The sequence below is a fragment of the Acidovorax sp. SRI_002 genome (assembly GCF_057586455.1).
Genome location: NZ_JBYCZW010000002.1, coordinates 550,678 through 569,985, shown reverse-complemented (window position 1 = coordinate 569,985; position 19,308 = coordinate 550,678). Strand labels below are relative to the sequence as shown.

Below are 19,308 nucleotides of genomic sequence, written 5' to 3'. Positions count from 1 at the left end.
CCATGCAGCCCACGCACGACGGACTCGTGGCCCGCAGCCTCGCCAGCGTCTGGCACCCCTGCACCCAGATGAAGCGGCACGAAACCCAGCCGCCCGTGGCCATTGCGCGCGCCCAGGGCCCGTGGCTCTACGGCACCGACGGCCAGCGTTATCTGGACGGCATCAGCTCCTGGTGGGTCAACCTGTTCGGCCACAGCCACCCACACATCCAAGCCGCGCTGGTGGACCAGCTGGGCAAGCTCGACCACGTGATGCTGGCAGGCTTCACGCATGCTCCGGTGGTGGATCTGTCGGAGCGTCTCGCAGCCCTCACCGGACTGGGCCACGCGTTCTATGGCAGCGACGGCGCAGCCGCCACCGAGATCGCGCTCAAGATGAGCGCGCACTACTGGCGCAACACAGGCCGCCCCGCCAAAAGCCGCTTTGTAGGCCTGGCCGGCGGCTACCACGGCGAGACCGTGGGCGCACTCGCTGTGACCGACATCGCGATCTTCCGCGAGGCCTATGCCCCGCTGGTGCGTTTGGCCTATACCGTGCCCAGCCCCGATGCGCGCAATGCAGCCCCTGGCGAAACCGCGCAAGACGTAGCCCGGCGCGCCGCCGCCGCGCTGGAGACCTGGCTGCAGGAGCACCACACCACCACCGCCGCCTTCATCGTCGAACCGCTGGTGCAATGTGCTGCTGGCATGGCGATGCACGACCCCGAGTACCTGCGCCTGGCGCGCGCGCTGTGCGACCGCTACGAGGTGCACCTGGTGGTGGACGAGATCGCCGTGGGCTTTGGCCGCACGGGCACGATGTTCGCGCACCAGCAGGCGGGCATCCGGCCGGATTTCATTTGTCTGTCCAAAGGCCTGACTGGCGGCACGCTGCCGCTGTCGGCCGTGCTGACCACGGATGTGGTGTACGCCGCGTTCTACGACGACGATGTGGCGCGCGGCTTTCTGCATTCGCACTCGTACACCGGCAACCCCCTGGCCTGCCGCGCGGCGCTGGCCACGCTGGAGTTGTTTGAACAGCTGGATGCGCTGAATGCCAACAAGGCACTGGTGCAACGCATCGATGCGGCGTGCGCACCCTTGGCACAGCATCCACGTGTGCGCCATGCGCGCAGCCTCGGAATGATCTGGGCCTGGGATGTGGACACCACGCTGCCCGACTTTTCCCGCCGCTACCACCAGCACGCCATGGCGCGGGGGCTGGTGCTGCGGCCCATCGGCAAGACGCTGTATGCCATGCCGCCCTACGTGCTCGACGACGAAGCCGTGCAATGCCTGGCCAGCGGCGCGCTCGCTGCGCTGAACGCCACGCTGCAAGAGGAGAATTGATGATTGGATGTTTTGTCACCGGCACCGACACCGGCGTCGGCAAGACGCTGGTGTCCACCGGCCTGTTGCACGCCCTGGCGCCGCACCACCGCCGTGTGGTCGGCATGAAGCCCGTGGCGGCCGGTGTGGTGCCCTGGGGCGAGGACTGGGCCAGCGAGGACGCGATCGCGCTGCGCTCGGCCTCCACCCTGTCCGTCGCACCCGAGCTGGACAACCCCGTGCTGCTGCTCGACCCGTTGTCGCCCCACATTGCGGCCGAACGTGCCGGGGTGCAGATTGATATCGCGGCCATCGTGCGCAGCTACCAGGCGCTGGCCGCCCAGGCGGATGCCGTGGTGGTGGAGGGCGCGGGCGGTTTTCATGTGCCACTGACCGACACCCAGACCGGTGCCGACCTGGCCCAGGCCCTGGCCCTGCCCGTGGTGCTGGTGGTGGGTTTACGGCTGGGCTGCCTCAGCCATGCTCTGCTGACGGCCGAGGCCATCCGTGCGCGTGGCCTCGTGCTGGTGGGTTGGGTGGCCAACCGTGTGGACCCCGAGATGGAGGCGGCTGACGAGAACATCGCCTACCTGCGTGCGCGCCTGGGCGTGCCGCTGCTGGCCGAGGTGCCGTACCAGGACCTTCCCGATGCGCGCAGCCTGGTGTTTGAACTGCCCGGGGAATGGCTATGACGCAGGAATCCCACCCCACCTCCTGGCTCGACGAGATCCCGGGGCGCCTGGCCGACATCGAGCGCGCCCACCTGCTGCGCCGCCGCCGCGTGGTGCAACCCGCGGGCGGAGCCCACCTGCTGGTGGACGGCCAGCCCATGCTGGCCTTTTGCAGCAACGACTACCTGGGCCTGGCCGGCCACCCCGCGCTGGCCGAGGCCGCTCGGGACGCCACGCACACCTTTGGCGTGGGCTCGGGCGGCTCGCCCCTGGTCAGCGGGCACAGCGCCGCCAACGATGCGCTCGAGCAAGACCTGGCCGCCTTGGTGCAACTGCCCCGTGCGCTGTACTTCTACGCGGGCTATGCCACCAACACCGGCATCATCCCGGCGCTGGTGGGCGATGGCGATGCGCTGTTTTCCGACGCGCTCAACCACGCCTGCCTGATCGACGGCGCCCGCCTGTCGCGCGCCACCATCCACCGTTACGCCCACGCCGACCTGGCCGCGCTGGAGACTGCTCTGGCCGCCAGCCCTGCACGGCGCAAGCTGGTGGTCAGCGATGCGGTGTTCAGCATGGATGGCGACCTGATCGACATCCCCGCCCTGCTGGCGCTGTGCGAGCGCTACGACGCGCTGCTGCTGCTGGACGACGCCCATGGTTTTGGCGTGCTCGGCCCCCAAGGGCGCGGTAGCCTGGCGCAAGCGGGCCTGACGGGCACCACCGCCTCGCGCCGCGTGCTCTACATGGCCACGCTGGGCAAGGCGGCGGGCGTGGCGGGCGCCTTTGTGGCGGGTGATGCTGCACTCATTGAATGGCTGCTGCAAAAGACCCGCACCTACATCTTTGCCACGGCCGCACCACCCCTGCTGGCAAGCGCATTGCGCAAAAGCCTGGAGCTGATCGCGACTGCGGACGACCTGCGAGAGGGGCTTTGCAAGCGCATTGCGCAACTGCGCGAAGGCCTGGCCGTGCTGCCCCCGGAACTGGGCTGGCACCTGCTGCCATCCCACACGGCGGTGCAGGCGCTCGTCATCGGCAGCAACGAAGCGGCCCTGGCCGCGATGGAAAGCCTGCGCCAGCGGGGCCTGTGGGTGCCCGCCATCCGCCCGCCCACGGTGCCCGTGGGTACGGCCCGGTTGCGCATTGCGCTGTCTGCCGCGCACACGGCGGCGGATGTGGATGCGTTGCTGGCAGCGCTGGCGGCACATGCCGCCGACTGCGTGGTGGCTCTTCACCAAAAAACCGCAGACACCAGCGTGGCGCCTGCGGCAGTTGTCGCCTGAACATCGACCTGCGACTCAGCCGCCCCCTGGAACCCGCGGACCGGCTGGTCACAGTCAGGTGCTTTCTTTCACGATGCGGCCATTGAGCGGCTGCACTGGGCGGGCGTTGGCGTTATAGAGCTGGCGGAACGCCTTGATCTGCTGGGCACCCAGTTTCACGGGTTCCTTGAGCACCATCCACTGCACGCCTTCGGAACAGGGCGGCGTGGTCAACGACCCTGCAAAGCTGTAGTAACCCTTCTTGGCGGGCAACAGGGTGCTGGCGTCCAGCGTGAGCCCGTCCACCGTCACCTGCTCACCCATACGCGGAAGGTGCGCAAAGATGGGGGCCCAGGCCGCATTCGTCTTGCCCGGCTGGATCAGCACCGCCACCACGCCCAGTCCTCCGTCCGCAGCCTTGTGCACAAAGTGGGCCACCATGGCCGCGTGCTTGCCGCCAATGGCCTCTTCGCTGGGGGTGTGGAAGTGGAACTGCAGCAGCTCCATCGCCTTGCCGTCCACCACCAGCTTGCTGCCCGCAGGCATGTTCACCTGCACCGTGTGCCCGTTGTTGACCAGCGTGGGGGCACCTGCCGTGTACTGGAAATCCAGCGCAGGCAGCGCCTCTTTCACGGTATTGCGAATGTCGATGGGGCTTTGCGCCGCACCACGTGCACAGGCCTCAAAACCAGGCTCCAGCGCGCCCCAGTGGGCGGCGCCGTGTTTGCCCTTGTATTCCCAGTGCGGGTGGGCGCCCTCGGCGCTGGCCCAGGTGGCGGCGCACAGCAGGAGGGCAAACAATGTGGTTTTTTGGATCAAGAAGGGGGGTGTCATGGCTCTTAAGGAACAACAAGTTGATGAAAAACAAGCTGCTGCAAGCAGCCGCGTGATAGTCAGCAGCCTTGCTTAACGGCGGCTTAAACTGCTGGGTGCCACTGACGGCCCAAGGGTTGCTGGCTTAAGAACCTGTTCAGAATCTTTTCGGGGATCGCATTGGAGTGCCATCGTGATGGACGTGGATGCTTCGGAGGCGCCGCATGGGCTCATGCCCATGCAAGCAGCAGAGGCTTCCAATCGCCCGATTTCACTCCAACCCTTCGGGCAAGTGCCTTGCCGGGCGGCCTGCGGCGTTGCGGCACTTGTGCGACCCTGAAAAGATCTTGAACAGGTTCTTAGAACCTGTCTACCATGGCTTTGAAGTGAATTCACTCGACCGAACCGGACCCCCTCCATGCCCCACCTGACCATTGAATACTCGGCCAACCTGCCCCACTACCCAGAGGCCGAAACGCTGACGGCCCTGAATGCCACCCTGTGCGCCCACCCCCAGGTGCAGGACGAGGCGGACCTGAAGACCCGCTTCATCGTGGCCGACAGCTTCGAGATCGGCATCGCGCCCGCCAACCGCGCTTTTGTGCATGCCCAACTGCGCCTGCTCGCGGGCCGCACGCCCGAGGCCAAGAAGGAGCTGTCCGACCGCATCGCCGCCGTGCTGCGCGAACGCACGCCCAAGCCCCAGGGCGTGATGGTGCAGCTGAGCGTGGAGATCGTCGATATGGACCGGGGCTCATACGCCAAGGAGCGGCTCTGAACCAGCGGCGGCAATTTTTGAATAAATTCGGCCCTATCGCTTATCCATAGCCATTAATAGCTATTATTTTGATAGCATAACTCTTTCCCCCCAAAAGGCTGGCGGGTGCCTTGATGCATCAGCCAGGGTCTTCTGCCACCAACTCGGCAGCCAACCAGCCGCGCAGGCTGTTGATGAACGCCCAGCCCTGCACGCGGGGCAGGTCCTGCAGCCGCACCACGGCTTCTGTCACACGCCCCTCGCGCAGCGCCACCGCGCGGCCCACGCCGGGCAGCAGGCCACAGGCCAGCGGCGGCGTGACCCAGCGGCCATCGAGCAGCAGGGCGATATTGCCGAAGGTACTTTCGGTGATCTCACCCGCCTCGTTCCACAACACCGTGTCGAACACCCCGGCGGCCGTGGGCGCAAAGGCCGCGTAGTGCGCGCGGCGCGTGGTCTTGTGGCGCACGAATTCGCCATGGGCCTCCGGTAGTGGGCTGCGCGCCAGCTGCAGGCGCACGGGCTCGGGCGTGGGGGCCAGTGCAAAGGCCTCGGCCCGGGGCTCACCTGCGGCATTGAGCAGCAGGCGCACACGCCAGAGGCCTGCGCCATGTCCCGCTGCCAGCATCCGCACGCACTGCTCGACCAGCTTGTCATCAAAGGGGTAGCCAAAATGCACCGCCGCCGCCTGCAGTCGCGCCAGGTGTTCGGGCAGATGGCGCCACTGGCCGTCCACCAGCGCCAAAGTTTCCAGCAGGTCAAAAGGCTGGCTCGCACGCTCCACGAAGGCGCGCTTGTGGCGCCACTCGTTCCATTCGGCGTCCGCTTGCGCCCCCGAGGTGATGCCACTGCCAATGCCGCAGGTGGCCTGGGTGTGGCCGCCGTCGGTGCGCAGCACCACGGTGCGAATGGGTACGTTGAAGGTGGCCGCCACGCGGTGCTGCCCATCCGCCCCGGCGGCACCCACAGGCCGCACCACGCCCACGGCGCCGCAGTACACGCCGCGCGGTGCGGGCTCCACCGCATGGATCATCTGCATGGCGCGCACCTTGGGCGCACCGGTGATGGAGCCGCAGGGAAACAGCGCAGCAAACACGTCGGTCAGCGTGGTACCGGGCCGCGTGCGGGCCGTCACGTCCGACGTCATCTGCCACACGGTGGGCAGGGCTTCGGTGGCAAACAGCGCGGGCACACGCACGCTGTGCGGCAGCGCGATGCGGGATATGTCATTGCGCAGCAGGTCCACGATCATCACGTTCTCAGCCCGCTCCTTGGGCGACGAGCGCAGGTGCTCAGCGTTGGCCACATCCTGCGCAGGCGTGGCGCCACGTGGCGCGGTGCCTTTCATGGGGCGCGCCAGGATGGCCCCACCCGCCGGGTCACCATGGGCTCCGCTTTCCCAGTCAAAGAACAATTCGGGCGACACCGAAAGCACCTGTTCGTTGCCGGTGTCGATGAACGCGGCATAGCCGCCGGGCTGCGAGCGCTGCAAAGCCTGGAACAAGGCCTGTGCACTGCCCTGCAGCAACGGGCCCGACAGCGGCGCGGTGTAGTTGACCTGGTACAGCTCGCCATCGCCGATGGCCTGGTGGATGCGGTTCAGGGCTGCATCGAATTCCGCGCGCGAGGGGCCCGAGGTCCACTCCACATGGGCCCCATCGGCCGAATCTGCAGCGGCTTCCCCGGGCCACGGCAGCGCTTCGTCATGGACGGCAAACCAGGCCAGCGGCCCCTGGGCGGCATGCACCTGCAAGGCTGCATCGAAGGCCGGAGCCGCCTCGTAGCGGACGTAGCCCACGCACCATGCGCCTGCCTGCGCGGCAGCAAACACGGCATCGAGAACGGGGCGCACCTCGGCCAGGTCGCGGGCTGACAGCACGGCGCGGGGCGCGCGGAAGGCATGGCGAAGGCGGGGCGCTGACGGGGCCAGCGCGGCACTGAAGTCGATGCAGGAATTCATGGAAATGGCGGGCGCGGCGGCAGCACCTTGAAGGAAACAGGCGCCTTGAGGCAAACAAGGGCAGCTGCCTATCGTAAACGCCGCAGGGCACGGACTCTGCGGAGGGTGGGCAGCGCGGTCCTGTTGCAAGTGCAAGCAAAAAATCCATCAAATGCGAATAATTCTTGTTTATAATTTTTGCCACACGGTGCATTGCCATGCACCCCAAGCAGCCAGCCGTCGCCAGCCAGCCTCCTGTCCCCTCAAGGAACCACTGTGCTGCCACCGACCGTGCCAGGCTCTCTGCCTTCTTCTTCGTTGGACGCCGCTCGCGCGGCCCCCCTTCACCCCCTCGCGGCCGCCACACGCCTGGCGCTCGCCAGTCTGGTCACGGCCGGCATCATGGCCCCGGCAGGCGCTCAGACCGCATCTCCGGACGCCACCGACCGCCCCCGTGCCCTGCCCGAGGTCCAGGTCACGGCAGACGGCGATGCAGGGCTGCCCGCCACCATCGGCAACGGGCACACAGCGCGCGGCGGCCGACTGGGGCTGCTGGGCAACACCGACACCCTGAACGCACCGCTCAGCGCCACCAGCTACACCTCGCAGATGGTGCAGGACCAACAGGCCGTCACCATTGCCGACATCGTGAAGAACGATTCGTCGGTCCGGCTCTCGGGCCACTCCGGCGACCAGCTGGACTCGTTCTTCATCCGCGGCTTCCCGGTGGGTGACCAGAACTCGGGCGAAATCGCCTTTGACGGCGTCTATGGCATCGCCCCCAACTACCGCGTGCTGGCCGACTACGCGGAGCGCATCGAGCTGGTCAAAGGGCCCGCAGCGCTGCTGTTTGGCATCTCCCCGGCCAGCAGCGTGGGCGGCACCATCAACATCGTGCCCAAGCGTGCCACCAGCGACCCGCTCACACGCATCTCCGCCGACGTTGGCCCCTCCGCACAGGGGGGTGGCCAGATCGACCTGAGCCGCCGGTTTGGCCCCGAACGCCAGTGGGGCGTGCGCATCAACGGCAGCCACCACCAGGGCGACACGCTGCTGGACAACCAGTCGCGCAAGGCGGACGTGGGAGCGATCGCGCTCGACTACCAGGGAGAACGGCTGCGCGCCACCGTGGACGCCATCGCGCAAAAGGAAAGTGTCGATGCGCCACAGCGTCGGCCGTTTCTGGCCGCAGGGGCCACGGCCGTACCGGTCGCACCCGATGGCCGGCGCAACGTGAGCCAGCCCTGGGAATGGTTTGAAACCACCGACCGCTCCCTGCTGCTGCGCCTGGAATACGACCTGAACGACCAGACCACCGCGTTCGCCAACGCAGGCGGCGGACGCACACGGGTAGACCGACTCTTTGGCAACCCCACCCTGCTCAATGTGCAGGGCGACACCAGCACGTTGCCGCAGCGCTTTCAGTTCGAGGTGGACCGGAGCACGGCGGACGCCGGGCTGCGCACCAAGTTCGCCACCGGCGGCGTCCGCCACACGGTCACGCTGCAGGCCAGCACCTACCACGACCGCCTGGGTCGTGGTTCCGTCAACGGCACCACCGTGTTGTCCAACATCTACGCGCCGGTGAACAGCCCGGCGCAGAACGTGGCCGCCCCGGCCCAGGTCGCGCGGGTGGCCGACACAGAGCTGTCCAGCATCGCGCTGGCCGACACCCTGTCGATGCTGGACGACCGGGTGCAGGTGCTGCTGGGCGTGCGCCGCCAGCGTGTGGAATCCGACAACTTCAACACCACCACGGGCGCCGTCGCCTCGTCGTACGACCAGAGCGCAGTGACGCCGCTGGCGGGCCTGGTGGTCAAGCCCTGGCAGAACGTATCGCTCTACGCCAACTACATCGAAGGCCTGAGCAAGGGCGACATCGCTCCGGCCACGGCCTCCAACGCGGGCGAGGTGTTTGCGCCCTACAAGGCCAAACAAAAGGAAATCGGCGCCAAGTTCGAATGGGGCCGGATGATCAGCTCGCTGAGCCTGTTCGAGATCACCAAGCCCAGCGGCCAGCAGACCAACGGCCTGTTTGCAGTGGATGCCAAGCAGCGCAATCGGGGGGTGGAACTGAACGCCTCCGGCCGTGTGGTGCCTGGCGTGTCCGTCACCGGCGGCGTGACGCTGCTGCAAGGTGTGCTGAGCCAGACTAACAGCGCGGCCACGCAGGGCAAGAAAGCCATCGGCGTCCCCTCGGTGCAGGCCAACCTGGGGCTGGAGTGGGATCTGCCCTGGGTGCCGGGCCTGGCACTGAGCGGGGGTATCACCCACACCGGAAAGCAGTATGTGGACCGCGCGAACACGCTGGGCATTCCATCGTGGACCACCGCAGACCTGGGCGCCCGCTACCGCACACAGATCGCCGGCAAGCCCACGACGTTCCGTGCCAACCTGCGCAACGTGGCAGACCGCGCTTACTGGGCCAGCGTATCGCAGTACGGCAGCCTGGTGCAGGGTGCGCCACGTTCCCTGGTGGTGTCGGCCACCGTTGATTTCTGAGGCACCACCATGCGAGCCCAGCACCATGGTGAGTTGGCGGACCTGGCGGGCATGAACAAAGTTACGGCGGCGCACCGGCATGCACCCCCTGCACGCGCGGCGGCGCCAACGCCGCAGCCCCAGCCGGCAGCCACTGCAGCCAAGGTGTACCCAGCCCTGCCACCGCTGCTGGATGAAGCGGTGGCAGCACTGGTGCACGCATCACCCGCAATGCTGCCGGGCCTGGTTGCCCAATACGGCTCGCCGCTGCACCTCGTCTGGCCGCAGCGGCTGGAAGACAACGTGCGCAAGCTGGTGGCCGTGCTGCAGTCCCACCCCATGCCCTTTGAGATCTTTTACGGGGCCAAGGTCAACAAGTCGCCCGCCCTGGTCCGCGCGGCCGTGCAGGCTGGCATCGGCGTGGACGTATCCAGCCTCTACGAGGCGGGTGACGCACTGCGTGCTGGTGCAGACCCCACGCGGCTGTGCGCCACCGGCCCGGCCAAGACCCGGGCGTTCCACAAGCTGCTGCTGGACAACGCATCCCTCATTTCCGTCGACTCGCTGCAGGAGTTGCAGGACCTGGATCACTGCCTCCAGTCTGCTGGCGCGGGCCAGGGGGCGCGCGTGCTGCTGCGCTACCGGCCCCACTCCTTACCCACCAGTCGCTTTGGCATGGGCGCTGGCGACCTGCGCGCAGGCCTTGCCCGATTGGCCAACCCAGAAGCACGCATGGTTCTGGAGGGCTTTCACTTTCATCTGTCGGGCTATGCGGTCGAGCCGCGTGTGCAGGCCGTGCGCGAGCTGCTGCCCTGGGTGCATGAAGCCCGCCGCATGGGGCTGAGCGCCCGGATGCTGGACATCGGCGGTGGCCTGCCCATCCGGTATGTGGACACCGCCGCCTACAGCGCTTTTCTCGCAGCGCAGGATGGCGCGCACTACCGCAGCGGCAAGGTGCCCACATCGTTCTACCCCTATGGCGGGCCTGTGGACGCCTGCATGTGGATGGAGCAACTGCTGTGCTCGGCGTGCACGGAGGGCATGACCGTGGCACAGGCCCTGAACGCGGCAGGCCTGACACTGGCCATCGAACCCGGGCGCAGCCTGGTGGACCAGGCCGCCATTTCGGTCTTTCGCGCCACGCGGGTGAAACCGCTGGCCGACGGACGGTATGTGATTTTTGTGGAAGGCAGCAGCTTCAGCGCCTGCGAGACCTGGTTCGGCTCCGAGTTCCTGGTGGACCCGGTGCTGGTGCCAGGGAGTGCCCATGGATCGCCCCCCACGCCGCCACAGGCTTGCCATGCCTACATCGCCGGGCACAGCTGCCTGGACGACGATGTTCTGACCCACCGCTGGATCGGCTTTGCGCGTGTACCGCAGGCCGGTGACCTGCTGGTGTATGCCAACACAGCGGGCTACCAGATGGACCTGCTGGAAAACGAGTTTCACCGCCATCCCATGCCCCGCCGCATTGCAGTCACCCGCACTGCGGCAGGTGCCATGGCCTTTTCGCCAGACGACGACCGAACGGAGTAAAGACATGATTCTCAGCAAAGTGACGGACCTGATCGGAAACACGCCCATCCTGGGGATCCCGATTCCTTCGAAGAAAACGCGGCTGCTGCTCAAGATCGAGAAGAACAACCCGGGCGGGAGCATCAAGGACCGCATGGCGCGCAACATGATCGTCGCGGCGATGCGCTCCGGCCGCCTGCAGCCCGGGGGCGTGGTGGTGGAGTCTTCGTCAGGCAACACCGGCATTGGACTGGCCATTGCCGCCATCGAGTTCGGCCTGCGCTTTATCGCGGTGGTAGACCACCATGCCGCGCCCGACAAGATCGCCGTGATGCGCGCACTGGGCGCGGAGATCCGCTACGTGGAGGGCGACTACCGCGAGGACGAGGTGGCCGTGGTGGAGCGCCAGCGCCTGGCGGCCGAGGTGGCCTCCAAGATTCCCGGTGCGGTGTTCATGAACCAGTCGGACAACGTGGCCAATGCGGGCGGCTACTTCGACTTCGTGCGCGAAGTGATCGACCAGGTCCAAGGCCCGGTGGACGCGTATGTGGGCTGCGTGGGCACGGGCGGCTCGATGACGGGCATTGCACGCGGGCTCAAGCTGCACAACCCCCGCACCCGCACCATCGCGGTCGAGCCTGCAGGTTCCATCATCTTTGGGCAGCCAGGGCGGCCGTACTACCAGTCGGGCACGGGCACGCCCAAGGGAGACACCGTGGGCCTGGTGCTGGACTACAGCTGCATCGACCTGGGCGTGCAGGTGACCGATGCGCAGGCCTTTGAAACCGCCCGCTATTTCGCACAGCACACGGGCCTGCTGGTGGGCGGCTCCACCGGCGGCGTGCTCTACAAGGCCCTGGAGTTCATCCACAGCGGCATGATCGCGGGCAACGTGGTGGCGGTGGTGGCGGACGGGGGCGAGAAGTACCTGCACACCGTGTTCAACGAGGCATGGCTCAAGGAACGCAACATCATCGACCCCACGGTCTGGGCGCAGCTCGACGGCTGGCTGGCCAAGGACGTGGTGGAAGAACTGCCGCGTACCAACGACCGGCTGAAGGTGGCCTGAACGTGGATGCCGTGCAAGACCTGGACGTGGTTGTCTGCGGCGGCGGGCGAACGGGGCACCTGAACGCGGTGCTGTTCAAGCAGGTGCCCGGCGTTCGCGTGTCGCTGCTCACCACGCGGCAGGATGTCATCGCGCGCCACCAGAAGAGTCCCGACGGCCTGACCGCCTTGGTGCCGGACTCGCCCCCGCTGCGGGCGCGGCTGGACACAGTGGGCCACGATGCCACCCTGGTCGCCAACGCAGACCTCGTGATCCTCACCGTGCCGGCCCACGTGCGCGCCGCCTGGCTGCGCGGCATGGTGCAGGCGCTCCCGCGCGACAAACCCGTGTATGTGGGGGCCATCCCGGGCTTTTGCGGCTTTGACTGGCTGGCCGAGCAGATCCTGGCAGAACGGCCCAACGCGGTGATCTGGGGCATGAAGGACGTGCCCCACACCGCGTACGACCTGCATCCCGGTGTTTCGGTGCGCATGGGGGGCGCCAAGCAGGTGCTGCACGTGGGCACCCACGCCCGAGAAGGCGCCAGCGCACGCACCGCCCTGCAACGGATGCTGCAGCGCCTGTACGCAGCACCGGTGGAGTTGCTCGACCACTACCTCGAAATCACGCTGACGCCGGGCAATCCCATCATGCACAGCTCGGTGGTCTATGGATTGGCAGGCCCCTACAGCCAGTGGCACGAGCGCACCTTTCCTGCACCCGTCTGCTGGTGGACGGACTGCACCGAGCTGGGCGCGTATTTCCTCGCGCGCAGCGACGAAGAAAACCAGCGGCTGTGCAAGGCCGCCGAGCAACGCCTGGGCATCAACCTGTCGTCGGTCAGACCCCTGCACCAGGAGATCGTCGAAGCCTACGGAGACCAGATACGCGACCCCCGCACCCTGCTGTCCGTGCTGCGCTCCAACCAGGCCTATGACGCGATCGAAGCCCCGATGGTGCAGGCCGCTGGCCAGCCCGGCTACGTGATCGACAAGGACAGCCGCGCGTTCCAGGAGGATGTCGCCTATGGCCTGGCCGTGCTGGTGGAAATGGGACGGCGGCTCAACGTGCCACTGCCCCACATCCAGGAGATCTTCGACTGGAACGTGGGCTACATGCAGGGCCTGCGCGGCTCGGCGCTCGACTACTTCCCATCCACCTGGCCCGCCTGACGGGCGTGCCCAGCCCTGTTGTCCCATGCACCTCTCTACCAACCCCCTGGCCCGGCCGGAACCCAACTCGGCCTTCATTCCTCAGCCACAAGACGCACAGGCTCTCGCGCAGCACAACGCGCTGCGGCGCCTGGTGCGCTGCCTGTTTGCCGAAGGCATTCTCGACAGTGGATCACTGGTCTTTGCTCCGCACGGCAATACGGCCTGGTTCCCGCTGTGGGAGCACCATGCCCTGGTGTATTTCTCCGCGCTGCGGGCTGCGCCCGCCCGCACGTTCCTGCTCGACGGCACGATCACCCTGGTGGAGCCGAGCGGCAAGAAGACGGCCATCGACACACCCGGCCAGCTCATCGATCTGCTCGCGCCCCACTTTGATTTCACCGCCACAGCGCAGGGCCTCGCCGGGCTGAAGAACGACATGGCCAACAGCGTCGCCAATGACGCACTGGCACGCGGCCACCGCCGCCGCTGGAACGAAGAACTGCGGCAAGCCATTTTGGATACCGGCTCCAAGGGCCTGGTGGACTATGTGCGCCACCACCGTACCGCGCGGGATGCTGCGGTGCTGCTGGAGCAGTGGGGCTCGCTCGAAGGGCACCCCTTCTACCCCACCTGGAAAACCAAGCCCCAGCTGAGCCCCACCGAAGTCGCACAGCTGTCACCGGAATTCAATGCGTGCGTGCCCGTGCGCATCGCAGCACTGCGGGCCGACATGGCCTATGTGGAACGCATGCCTCATGTGCAGGACTACCGCACCTGGTTTTCCAAGCAGTTCCCGGACGTGTGGCAGCGCTGGAGCGATAGCCTTCGGGCACGGCAGCAGAACGCTGACGACTGGCTGCCCCTGCCCATCCACACGTGGCACCTGGAGCACTACGTGACGGAAGCCTACGCGGACGAAATTGCCGAGGGGGTGCTCATCACCGACGGCATCGACATCGACACCCGCCCCACCATGTCGTTTCGCACCATGGTGCCGCAGCTGCCCGGGGCCACGCCGTTCATCAAGCTGCCCCTGGCGCTGTGGCTCACCAGCGAACAACGCAGCCTGCAGGCCAAGTCGATCCACATGGGGCCGCGCATCAGCGCAGTGATCGAACGCATCCTGGCCGAGGAAAACGGCTTTGACCGCCGCCTTGAAATTTTTCCCGAAGAAGTGGCGCTGCACTACCGCCACGCAGTCCGCCAGGAGGACCGCCCGGGGAGGCACCTCTCTGTGGCCTACCGAGGGGCCCGCCAGGCGCTGGACCGCAGCGACGGTCTGCTGCCCATCACGGTGGCCACCTTGTTCACGGCTTCGCCGCTGGACGCACGGCCGCTGGTAACGGAACTGATCGAACGCGCAGCGGGCCGTGCCACGCCTGAAACGGTGGGCGCGTATTTCAGGCAGTACGCGCGCGCCGTCACACGGCCTGTGGTCGCGATCTACCTGCTTTACGGCATCGGCCTGGAGGCCCACCAGCAAAACACGTCCGTGCTGTGTTCCGAGGATGGCAGCCCCCGGGGTTTGCTGATCCGGGACTTTGGCGACGGACGCACGTTTGCCCCGCTCCTGGAAGCGCACGGATACACACTGCAGCCCTATGTGCACCCGGGCATCCTGCCCACTGTTTTCCGGGACGACATAGAGCCCGTGCGCACCTTCGTGCTCGACGCCTGTTTTGTGTGCCATCTGCATGAGCTGGCCCTGGCGCTCACGCACGAGTACCAATTGCCCACCACCTGGCTGTGGGAGATTCTTCGCGAGGAAACCGAGGGCGCCTTCGATGCGGTGCAGGCGCGTGTCGAGCCGCAGTTGTGGCGCGCGGAGCGCGAGCAGTTTCTGCACGCGGCCTGGCCCACGCGCTCGGTGTTGCGCATGCACCTGCAGCAATACGCAGACTACCGCCTGCAGCACCGGCTACCCAACCCGCTGGGTGCGGCCCCGACCTGCGGGAAGGTTTGATGGTCTCCACGCCAGCCGCATCCAGCGCCCTGCCCCGCCTGGTTCACGCACTGTTCGTGATCCAGCTCATTTCCATGGGCGCCATGGAAATGAGCGGGCCCTTCTGGCCGGTGCACCTGCAGTCCCTGGGCGCATCGCCCGGCGTGCTGGCGTTTGCGGGCATTGCCGTGTATGTGGGCCCCATGCTGGGCGTGGCGCTCACCAGCACGTTCTGGGGCAAGGTGGGGGACCGCTTCGGGCACAAGCCCATGATGGTCCGTGCGCTCCTGGGGCTGGCCATCACACAGCTGGCCCTGGCCTTTACGCAGGATGTCTGGACAATCCTGGCACTGCGCTTTCTGCAAGGGGCGTGCGCAGGCTATCTGGCACCGGCGCAGGCCTACGGTGTGAGCGCCGTGGTCCCAGCGGTCCGGGGGCGCCTGTTTGCCTACCTGCAGGTGTCCACGAACGTGGGCTCGTTGGCAGGGGCGCTGGCGGGCGGGCTCATCCTGGACCACGCCACGTTCTTCTGGATCAACCTCATCGCAGCGCTGCTGTGCGCACTGTGCGCCGTCGCCGTAGCCGCACTGCTGCCGCGTCGTCCTTTCACAGGCAGCGCCCTGGGCGTGACGGCAATCCCATCGCCACCATCGTCATCAGGCAACGCAGCGCCGCTGCAACCACCATCCTGGTTTGCGTCCCCCGTGGCCGGGCTGCTGGCCGTGTTGGGCATCCTGCTGGTGGCCCGCATGCTCACGCAAACCCCATTTGCGATGTATGTCCGCTCGGTGTTTGCCGTGGACAACTGGGTGGTGGGCCTGTGCTACGGGCTTCTTTCCATGGGGTTCATCGTGTCGGCCACGCTCTGGGCGCGCTACTTCGAGCGCTTGCAGGGCCCCGGCGCCCTGGTCCGCATGGCCTGGGTGGCTGCCGCCTGCGCCTTGCTGACGGTGCTGGCGGGGGCTACCCACAGCGTGGCTTTTTTTATCGCACTGCACTTTGCCTGGGGCGTGCTGCTGGGCGCCACCACACCGGTGCTGATGGCCCAGATTTCGCATGCCACGAGCGGGCAGCACCAGGGGCGCATTCTGGGCGTGGCACAGAGCACCGCCCAGTTCTCGTCCATGGCCGGCATCGCACTGGGCGGGGGCCTGACCCAACTGCTGGGCCTGCACACCACCTACTTCCTCGTAGCGGGGGCCTATGCCTGCGCCCTCGCGGTCATCGTCGCCGTGCTGCGCATGCGCGGCACCCGGCAAGGCGCAGCCGGCCTTGCCGGGCCATGACCTCCACTGCGCATCGCATCTTTTTCCTCCCCACCCCTTCATTCACAAAGAGTCTTTGACATGGCAATGGGTCACCGCTGGCGCATCGCGCTTCTTATCCTTGTGCTGGCAGGCATCGCCGCCGCCGGCATTTTTCTGGTTTCTCCGGCCGCAGCCCCCGAAGGCGCTGCATCCCCCCCGCCCTCCGGCAGCCACCACGTCACGGTGACCGACCTGCTGGGGCGCAATGTGCAGGTGCGGTTACCTGTGCAGCGCGTGATCCTGGGCGAAGGGCGGCAGTTGTACCTGGTGGCCGCACTCGATACGGACAACCCGATCCAGCGCATCGTGGGCTGGCGCAAGGATCTGATCCAGGCCGACCCTGACACCTATTCGGCGTACGCCAAGAAATTTCCGCGCATCGCCGACATTCCCACCTTTGGCGGCTTTGAAGACGGCACCTTCGACATCGAGCAGGCCATTGCGCAGAAGCCCGACGTGATCCTGCTGAACATCGAAGCCCAACGGGCCACCGATGACGCCCGCTACATCGAGAAACTGGCGGCGCTGGGAATTCCGGTGGTGTATGTGGATTTTCGCCATCGCCCCATGGAGAACACCGAGCCCACCATGCGCCTGATGGGCCGGCTGTTTGGCAAGGAAGCGCGCGCCGAAGAGTTCATCGCGTACCGCGCGGCGCAGATCCGGCGCGTGGCAGACACCATCGCCGCCGAGCAGCCCCCGCGCCCCAAGGTGTTCATCGAACGCATCGGCGGCTACACCGAAGACTGCTGCTTGAGCTTTGGCAACGAGAACTTCGGCAAATACGTGGAAGTGGCGGGGGGCACGAACGTTGCCAAGGGCGTGATTCCCGGCACCTTCGGCCAACTCAACCCCGAGCAGGTGATCGCCTCCAACCCCGACCAGGTCGTGGTCACCAGCGCCAACTGGGAGGCCTACGTACCCTCGGGCCACTGGATTGGCGTGGGCCCCGGTGCCGACCTGGCAGAGGCCCGGCGCAAGCTCGAAACCTATACCCGCCGCCCCGCCTACGCAGGCACCCGAGCTGTGCAAGACCGCGCGTTCCATGCCATCTGGCACCAGTTTTACAACAGCCCGTACGAGTTTGTGGCCATCCAGCAGTTGGCCAAGTGGTTCCACCCAGCCTTGTTCACAGACCTCGACCCGGACGCCACCTACCGTGAGATGCACAAGCGCTTTCTGCCCGTGCCCTATGAACCCGGCTACTTCGTGAGCCTGGATGGCGCAACACCCACAGCCTCCGCAGCGCCCTCCACCACCAAGGCTGCCCCATGACGGCCACTGCGATGGCCCCCCCTGCAAGCCAGGGCGCTGGCTACCGTGCCCTGGTGCGCCTCAAGCGCTGGCTGCTGCTGGGGTTTTTCGTGCTGACGACCTTGAGCCTGCTGCTGGACCTGGCACTCGGGCCGGTGGGCTACAGCGTGAGGGACGTGGTGCAGGCTGTGCTGTGGCCCGACAGCGTGCCCGTGCAACTGCGCGTGGTGGTGTGGGACATCCGCCTGCCCACCGCGCTCATGGCGCTGGCTGTGGGTGCTGCGCTGTCGGTGGCGGGCGCACAGATGCAGACCACGCTCAACAACCCGCTGGCCAGCCCGTTCACGCTGGGTATTTCGGCGGCGGCCAGCTTTGGCGCCGCGCTCGGGCTGGCCTTCGGCGTTGCCCTGTTCCCCACGGTGGCCGGGTATGTGGTGCCGCTGAATGCCTTTGTGATGGCGATGCTGTCGGCCGGGTTGATCCACCTGCTGAGCATGAAACGCGGCGTGACCACCGAGACCATCGTGCTGCTGGGAATTGCGCTGGTGTTCACCTTCAATGCACTGCTGGCGCTGGTGCAGTATTTCGCCACCGAGCAGGCCGTGGCGGCCGTAGTGTTCTGGACCATGGGCAGCCTGACCAAGGCCACCTGGCCGAAGCTGGGTGTGACCTGCCTGGTTCTTGTGGTCACGCTGCCCCTTTTTGCGCGCAACAGCTGGGCACTGACGGCCCTGCGCCTGGGCGATGAGAAGGCCGCCAGCTTCGGCATCAACGTGGCGCGCCTGCGGCTGCAAACGCTGGTGCTGATCAGCCTTCTGGCGGCCTTCCCGGTGGCGTTTGTGGGCACCATCGGCTTTGTGGGTCTGGTGGGCCCGCACATTGCACGCATGCTGATCGGCGAAGACCAGCGGTTCTTCCTGCCTGCGTCGGTCATGACCGGCGCATTGCTGCTGTCGATCAGCTCGGTGGTCAGCAAAACGCTGATCCCTGGGGCCATCTTTCCCATCGGCGTCGTGACCTCGCTCATAGGAGTGCCCTTCTTCATCTCGCTCATCCTGGGCCGCAGGGAGCGCTCATGGTGACGCTCCAGCTGCAAGGGGTGGGCGCGCACTATGGCAGCCGCACGGTGCTTGCGAACGTCAACACCCCCGTCTTCCACGCGGGGCAGGTGGTGGCAGTGATCGGGCCCAACGCGGCGGGCAAATCCACCCTGTTCAAGCGCGTGGCCGGCATGCTCAAGGGGCCTGGCCAGATCGTGCTGCAGGGCACCCGCAAGGGGTCCGAGGGCATCTGCTACATGCCGCAGGACATCAGCGCCACCGCGCGGCTCACGGTGGTTGAATCCATACTGCTGGCCGCCAAACAGCAGCACCAGGGCTGGGCGGTGAGCGATGCCGAACTGGCGCAGGTGGACGCCATCACCGTGTCACTGGGCATCGCAGACCTTGCCTTTCGCAATCTGGGGGAACTCAGTGGCGGCCAGCGGCAACTGGTGTCCATCGCCCAGACGCTGGCGCGCGACCCCGAGATCCTGCTCATGGACGAGCCCACCAGCGCGCTCGACCTGCACCGCCAGATCCAGGTGCTGGACTTCATGCGCTCGCTGGCACAGGAGCGGGGGCTGATCGTGTTCATCGCGCTGCACGACATCAACCAGGCCCTGCGCTACTGCGACCACGCCCTGGTGATCGCCAACGGCCAGGCGCAGCACAGCGGGCCTTGCGAGCAGGTGATCACGGCAGCCATGCTGCGCGAGGTCTATCGCATCCGGGCCCGCATTGAAAGCTGCTCGGCGGGCACGCGGCACGTCATTGTGGACGGCGTGGCGTAGTCCGCGCCCGTCGGGTGCGCCACG

The 19,308-nt window shown here is 66.8% G+C and carries 15 protein-coding genes; 13 read left to right on the top strand and 2 right to left on the bottom strand.

Annotated elements, in window-relative coordinates:
- Nucleotides 1–2 precede the first annotated feature (2 nt).
- The 3 genes from bioA to bioF are packed head-to-tail and all read left to right on the top strand — an operon-like array spanning nt 3 to nt 3,264.
- Nucleotides 3–1,328, top strand: coding sequence for an adenosylmethionine--8-amino-7-oxononanoate transaminase (gene bioA, locus AC2YJX_RS07560; RefSeq protein ID WP_487255677.1), 1,326 nt, complete (start codon nt 3–5; stop codon nt 1,326–1,328).
- Nucleotides 1,328–1,999: a dethiobiotin synthase gene (gene bioD / locus AC2YJX_RS07555; protein WP_121421050.1), complete on the top strand. Its 672-nt coding sequence runs from the start codon at nt 1,328–1,330 to the stop codon at nt 1,997–1,999. Before bioA ends, bioD begins: the two co-directional genes overlap by 1 nt.
- Nucleotides 1,996–3,264 (top strand): 8-amino-7-oxononanoate synthase, encoded by a 1,269-nt coding sequence (bioF, locus tag AC2YJX_RS07550; RefSeq protein ID WP_487255676.1) that lies wholly within the window; start codon nt 1,996–1,998, stop codon nt 3,262–3,264. Before bioD ends, bioF begins: the two co-directional genes overlap by 4 nt.
- Nucleotides 3,265–3,318: 54 nt before the next feature.
- On the opposite strand, the gene AC2YJX_RS07545 is transcribed toward bioF, so the two are convergent.
- On the bottom strand, nt 3,319–4,077 hold the full coding sequence (locus tag AC2YJX_RS07545; protein ID WP_487255675.1) for a carbonic anhydrase: 759 nt from the start codon (nt 4,075–4,077) through the stop codon (nt 3,319–3,321).
- Between the two features lie 397 nt (nt 4,078–4,474).
- Between AC2YJX_RS07545 and AC2YJX_RS07540 the strand changes: the two genes are divergently transcribed.
- Nucleotides 4,475–4,834 (top strand): 5-carboxymethyl-2-hydroxymuconate Delta-isomerase, encoded by a 360-nt coding sequence (locus AC2YJX_RS07540; RefSeq protein WP_121507342.1) that lies wholly within the window; start codon nt 4,475–4,477, stop codon nt 4,832–4,834.
- A gap of 118 nt (nt 4,835–4,952) precedes the next feature.
- Here the strand turns inward: AC2YJX_RS07540 and AC2YJX_RS07535 are convergent, their stop codons facing one another.
- Nucleotides 4,953–6,773: a chorismate-binding protein gene (locus AC2YJX_RS07535; protein WP_487255674.1), complete on the bottom strand. Its 1,821-nt coding sequence runs from the start codon at nt 6,771–6,773 to the stop codon at nt 4,953–4,955.
- A 255-nt stretch (nt 6,774–7,028) separates the two neighbouring features.
- Here AC2YJX_RS07535 and AC2YJX_RS07530 point away from each other — a divergent pair, with 255 nt between their 5' ends.
- From AC2YJX_RS07530 to AC2YJX_RS07490, 9 genes are read left to right on the top strand one after another with little or no spacing between them, the layout of a single operon-like run.
- Nucleotides 7,029–9,254 (top strand): TonB-dependent receptor, encoded by a 2,226-nt coding sequence (locus AC2YJX_RS07530; protein ID WP_487255673.1) that lies wholly within the window; start codon nt 7,029–7,031, stop codon nt 9,252–9,254.
- 9 nt (nt 9,255–9,263) lie between these two features.
- A complete protein-coding gene (locus tag AC2YJX_RS07525) occupies nt 9,264–10,769 on the top strand; it encodes a Y4yA family PLP-dependent enzyme (RefSeq protein WP_487255672.1) in 1,506 nt (501 codons plus the stop codon).
- A gap of 4 nt (nt 10,770–10,773) precedes the next feature.
- A complete protein-coding gene (locus tag AC2YJX_RS07520) occupies nt 10,774–11,817 on the top strand; it encodes a PLP-dependent cysteine synthase family protein (RefSeq protein ID WP_436131619.1) in 1,044 nt (347 codons plus the stop codon).
- A gap of 2 nt (nt 11,818–11,819) precedes the next feature.
- Nucleotides 11,820–12,968: an NAD/NADP octopine/nopaline dehydrogenase family protein gene (locus AC2YJX_RS07515; RefSeq protein WP_487255671.1), complete on the top strand. Its 1,149-nt coding sequence runs from the start codon at nt 11,820–11,822 to the stop codon at nt 12,966–12,968.
- Nucleotides 12,969–12,993: 25 nt separating this feature from the next.
- On the top strand, nt 12,994–14,913 hold the full coding sequence (locus AC2YJX_RS07510) for an IucA/IucC family protein (RefSeq protein ID WP_487255670.1): 1,920 nt from the start codon (nt 12,994–12,996) through the stop codon (nt 14,911–14,913).
- Nucleotides 14,913–16,178: an MFS transporter gene (locus AC2YJX_RS07505; RefSeq protein WP_487255669.1), complete on the top strand. Its 1,266-nt coding sequence runs from the start codon at nt 14,913–14,915 to the stop codon at nt 16,176–16,178. The genes AC2YJX_RS07510 and AC2YJX_RS07505 overlap by 1 nt, the downstream gene beginning before the upstream one ends.
- A gap of 60 nt (nt 16,179–16,238) precedes the next feature.
- Complete coding sequence (locus AC2YJX_RS07500) at nt 16,239–17,474, top strand: ABC transporter substrate-binding protein (RefSeq protein WP_487255668.1); 1,236 nt, start codon at nt 16,239–16,241, stop codon at nt 17,472–17,474.
- Entirely contained in the window at nt 17,471–18,535 is a 1,065-nt protein-coding gene (locus AC2YJX_RS07495; RefSeq protein WP_487255667.1) for a FecCD family ABC transporter permease, read from the top strand. Before AC2YJX_RS07500 ends, AC2YJX_RS07495 begins: the two co-directional genes overlap by 4 nt.
- Nucleotides 18,529–19,284, top strand: a complete 756-nt coding sequence (locus tag AC2YJX_RS07490) for an ABC transporter ATP-binding protein (RefSeq protein WP_487255666.1) — start codon at nt 18,529–18,531, stop codon at nt 19,282–19,284. The genes AC2YJX_RS07495 and AC2YJX_RS07490 overlap by 7 nt, the downstream gene beginning before the upstream one ends.
- The last annotated feature ends 24 nt before the right edge of the window (nt 19,285–19,308 follow it).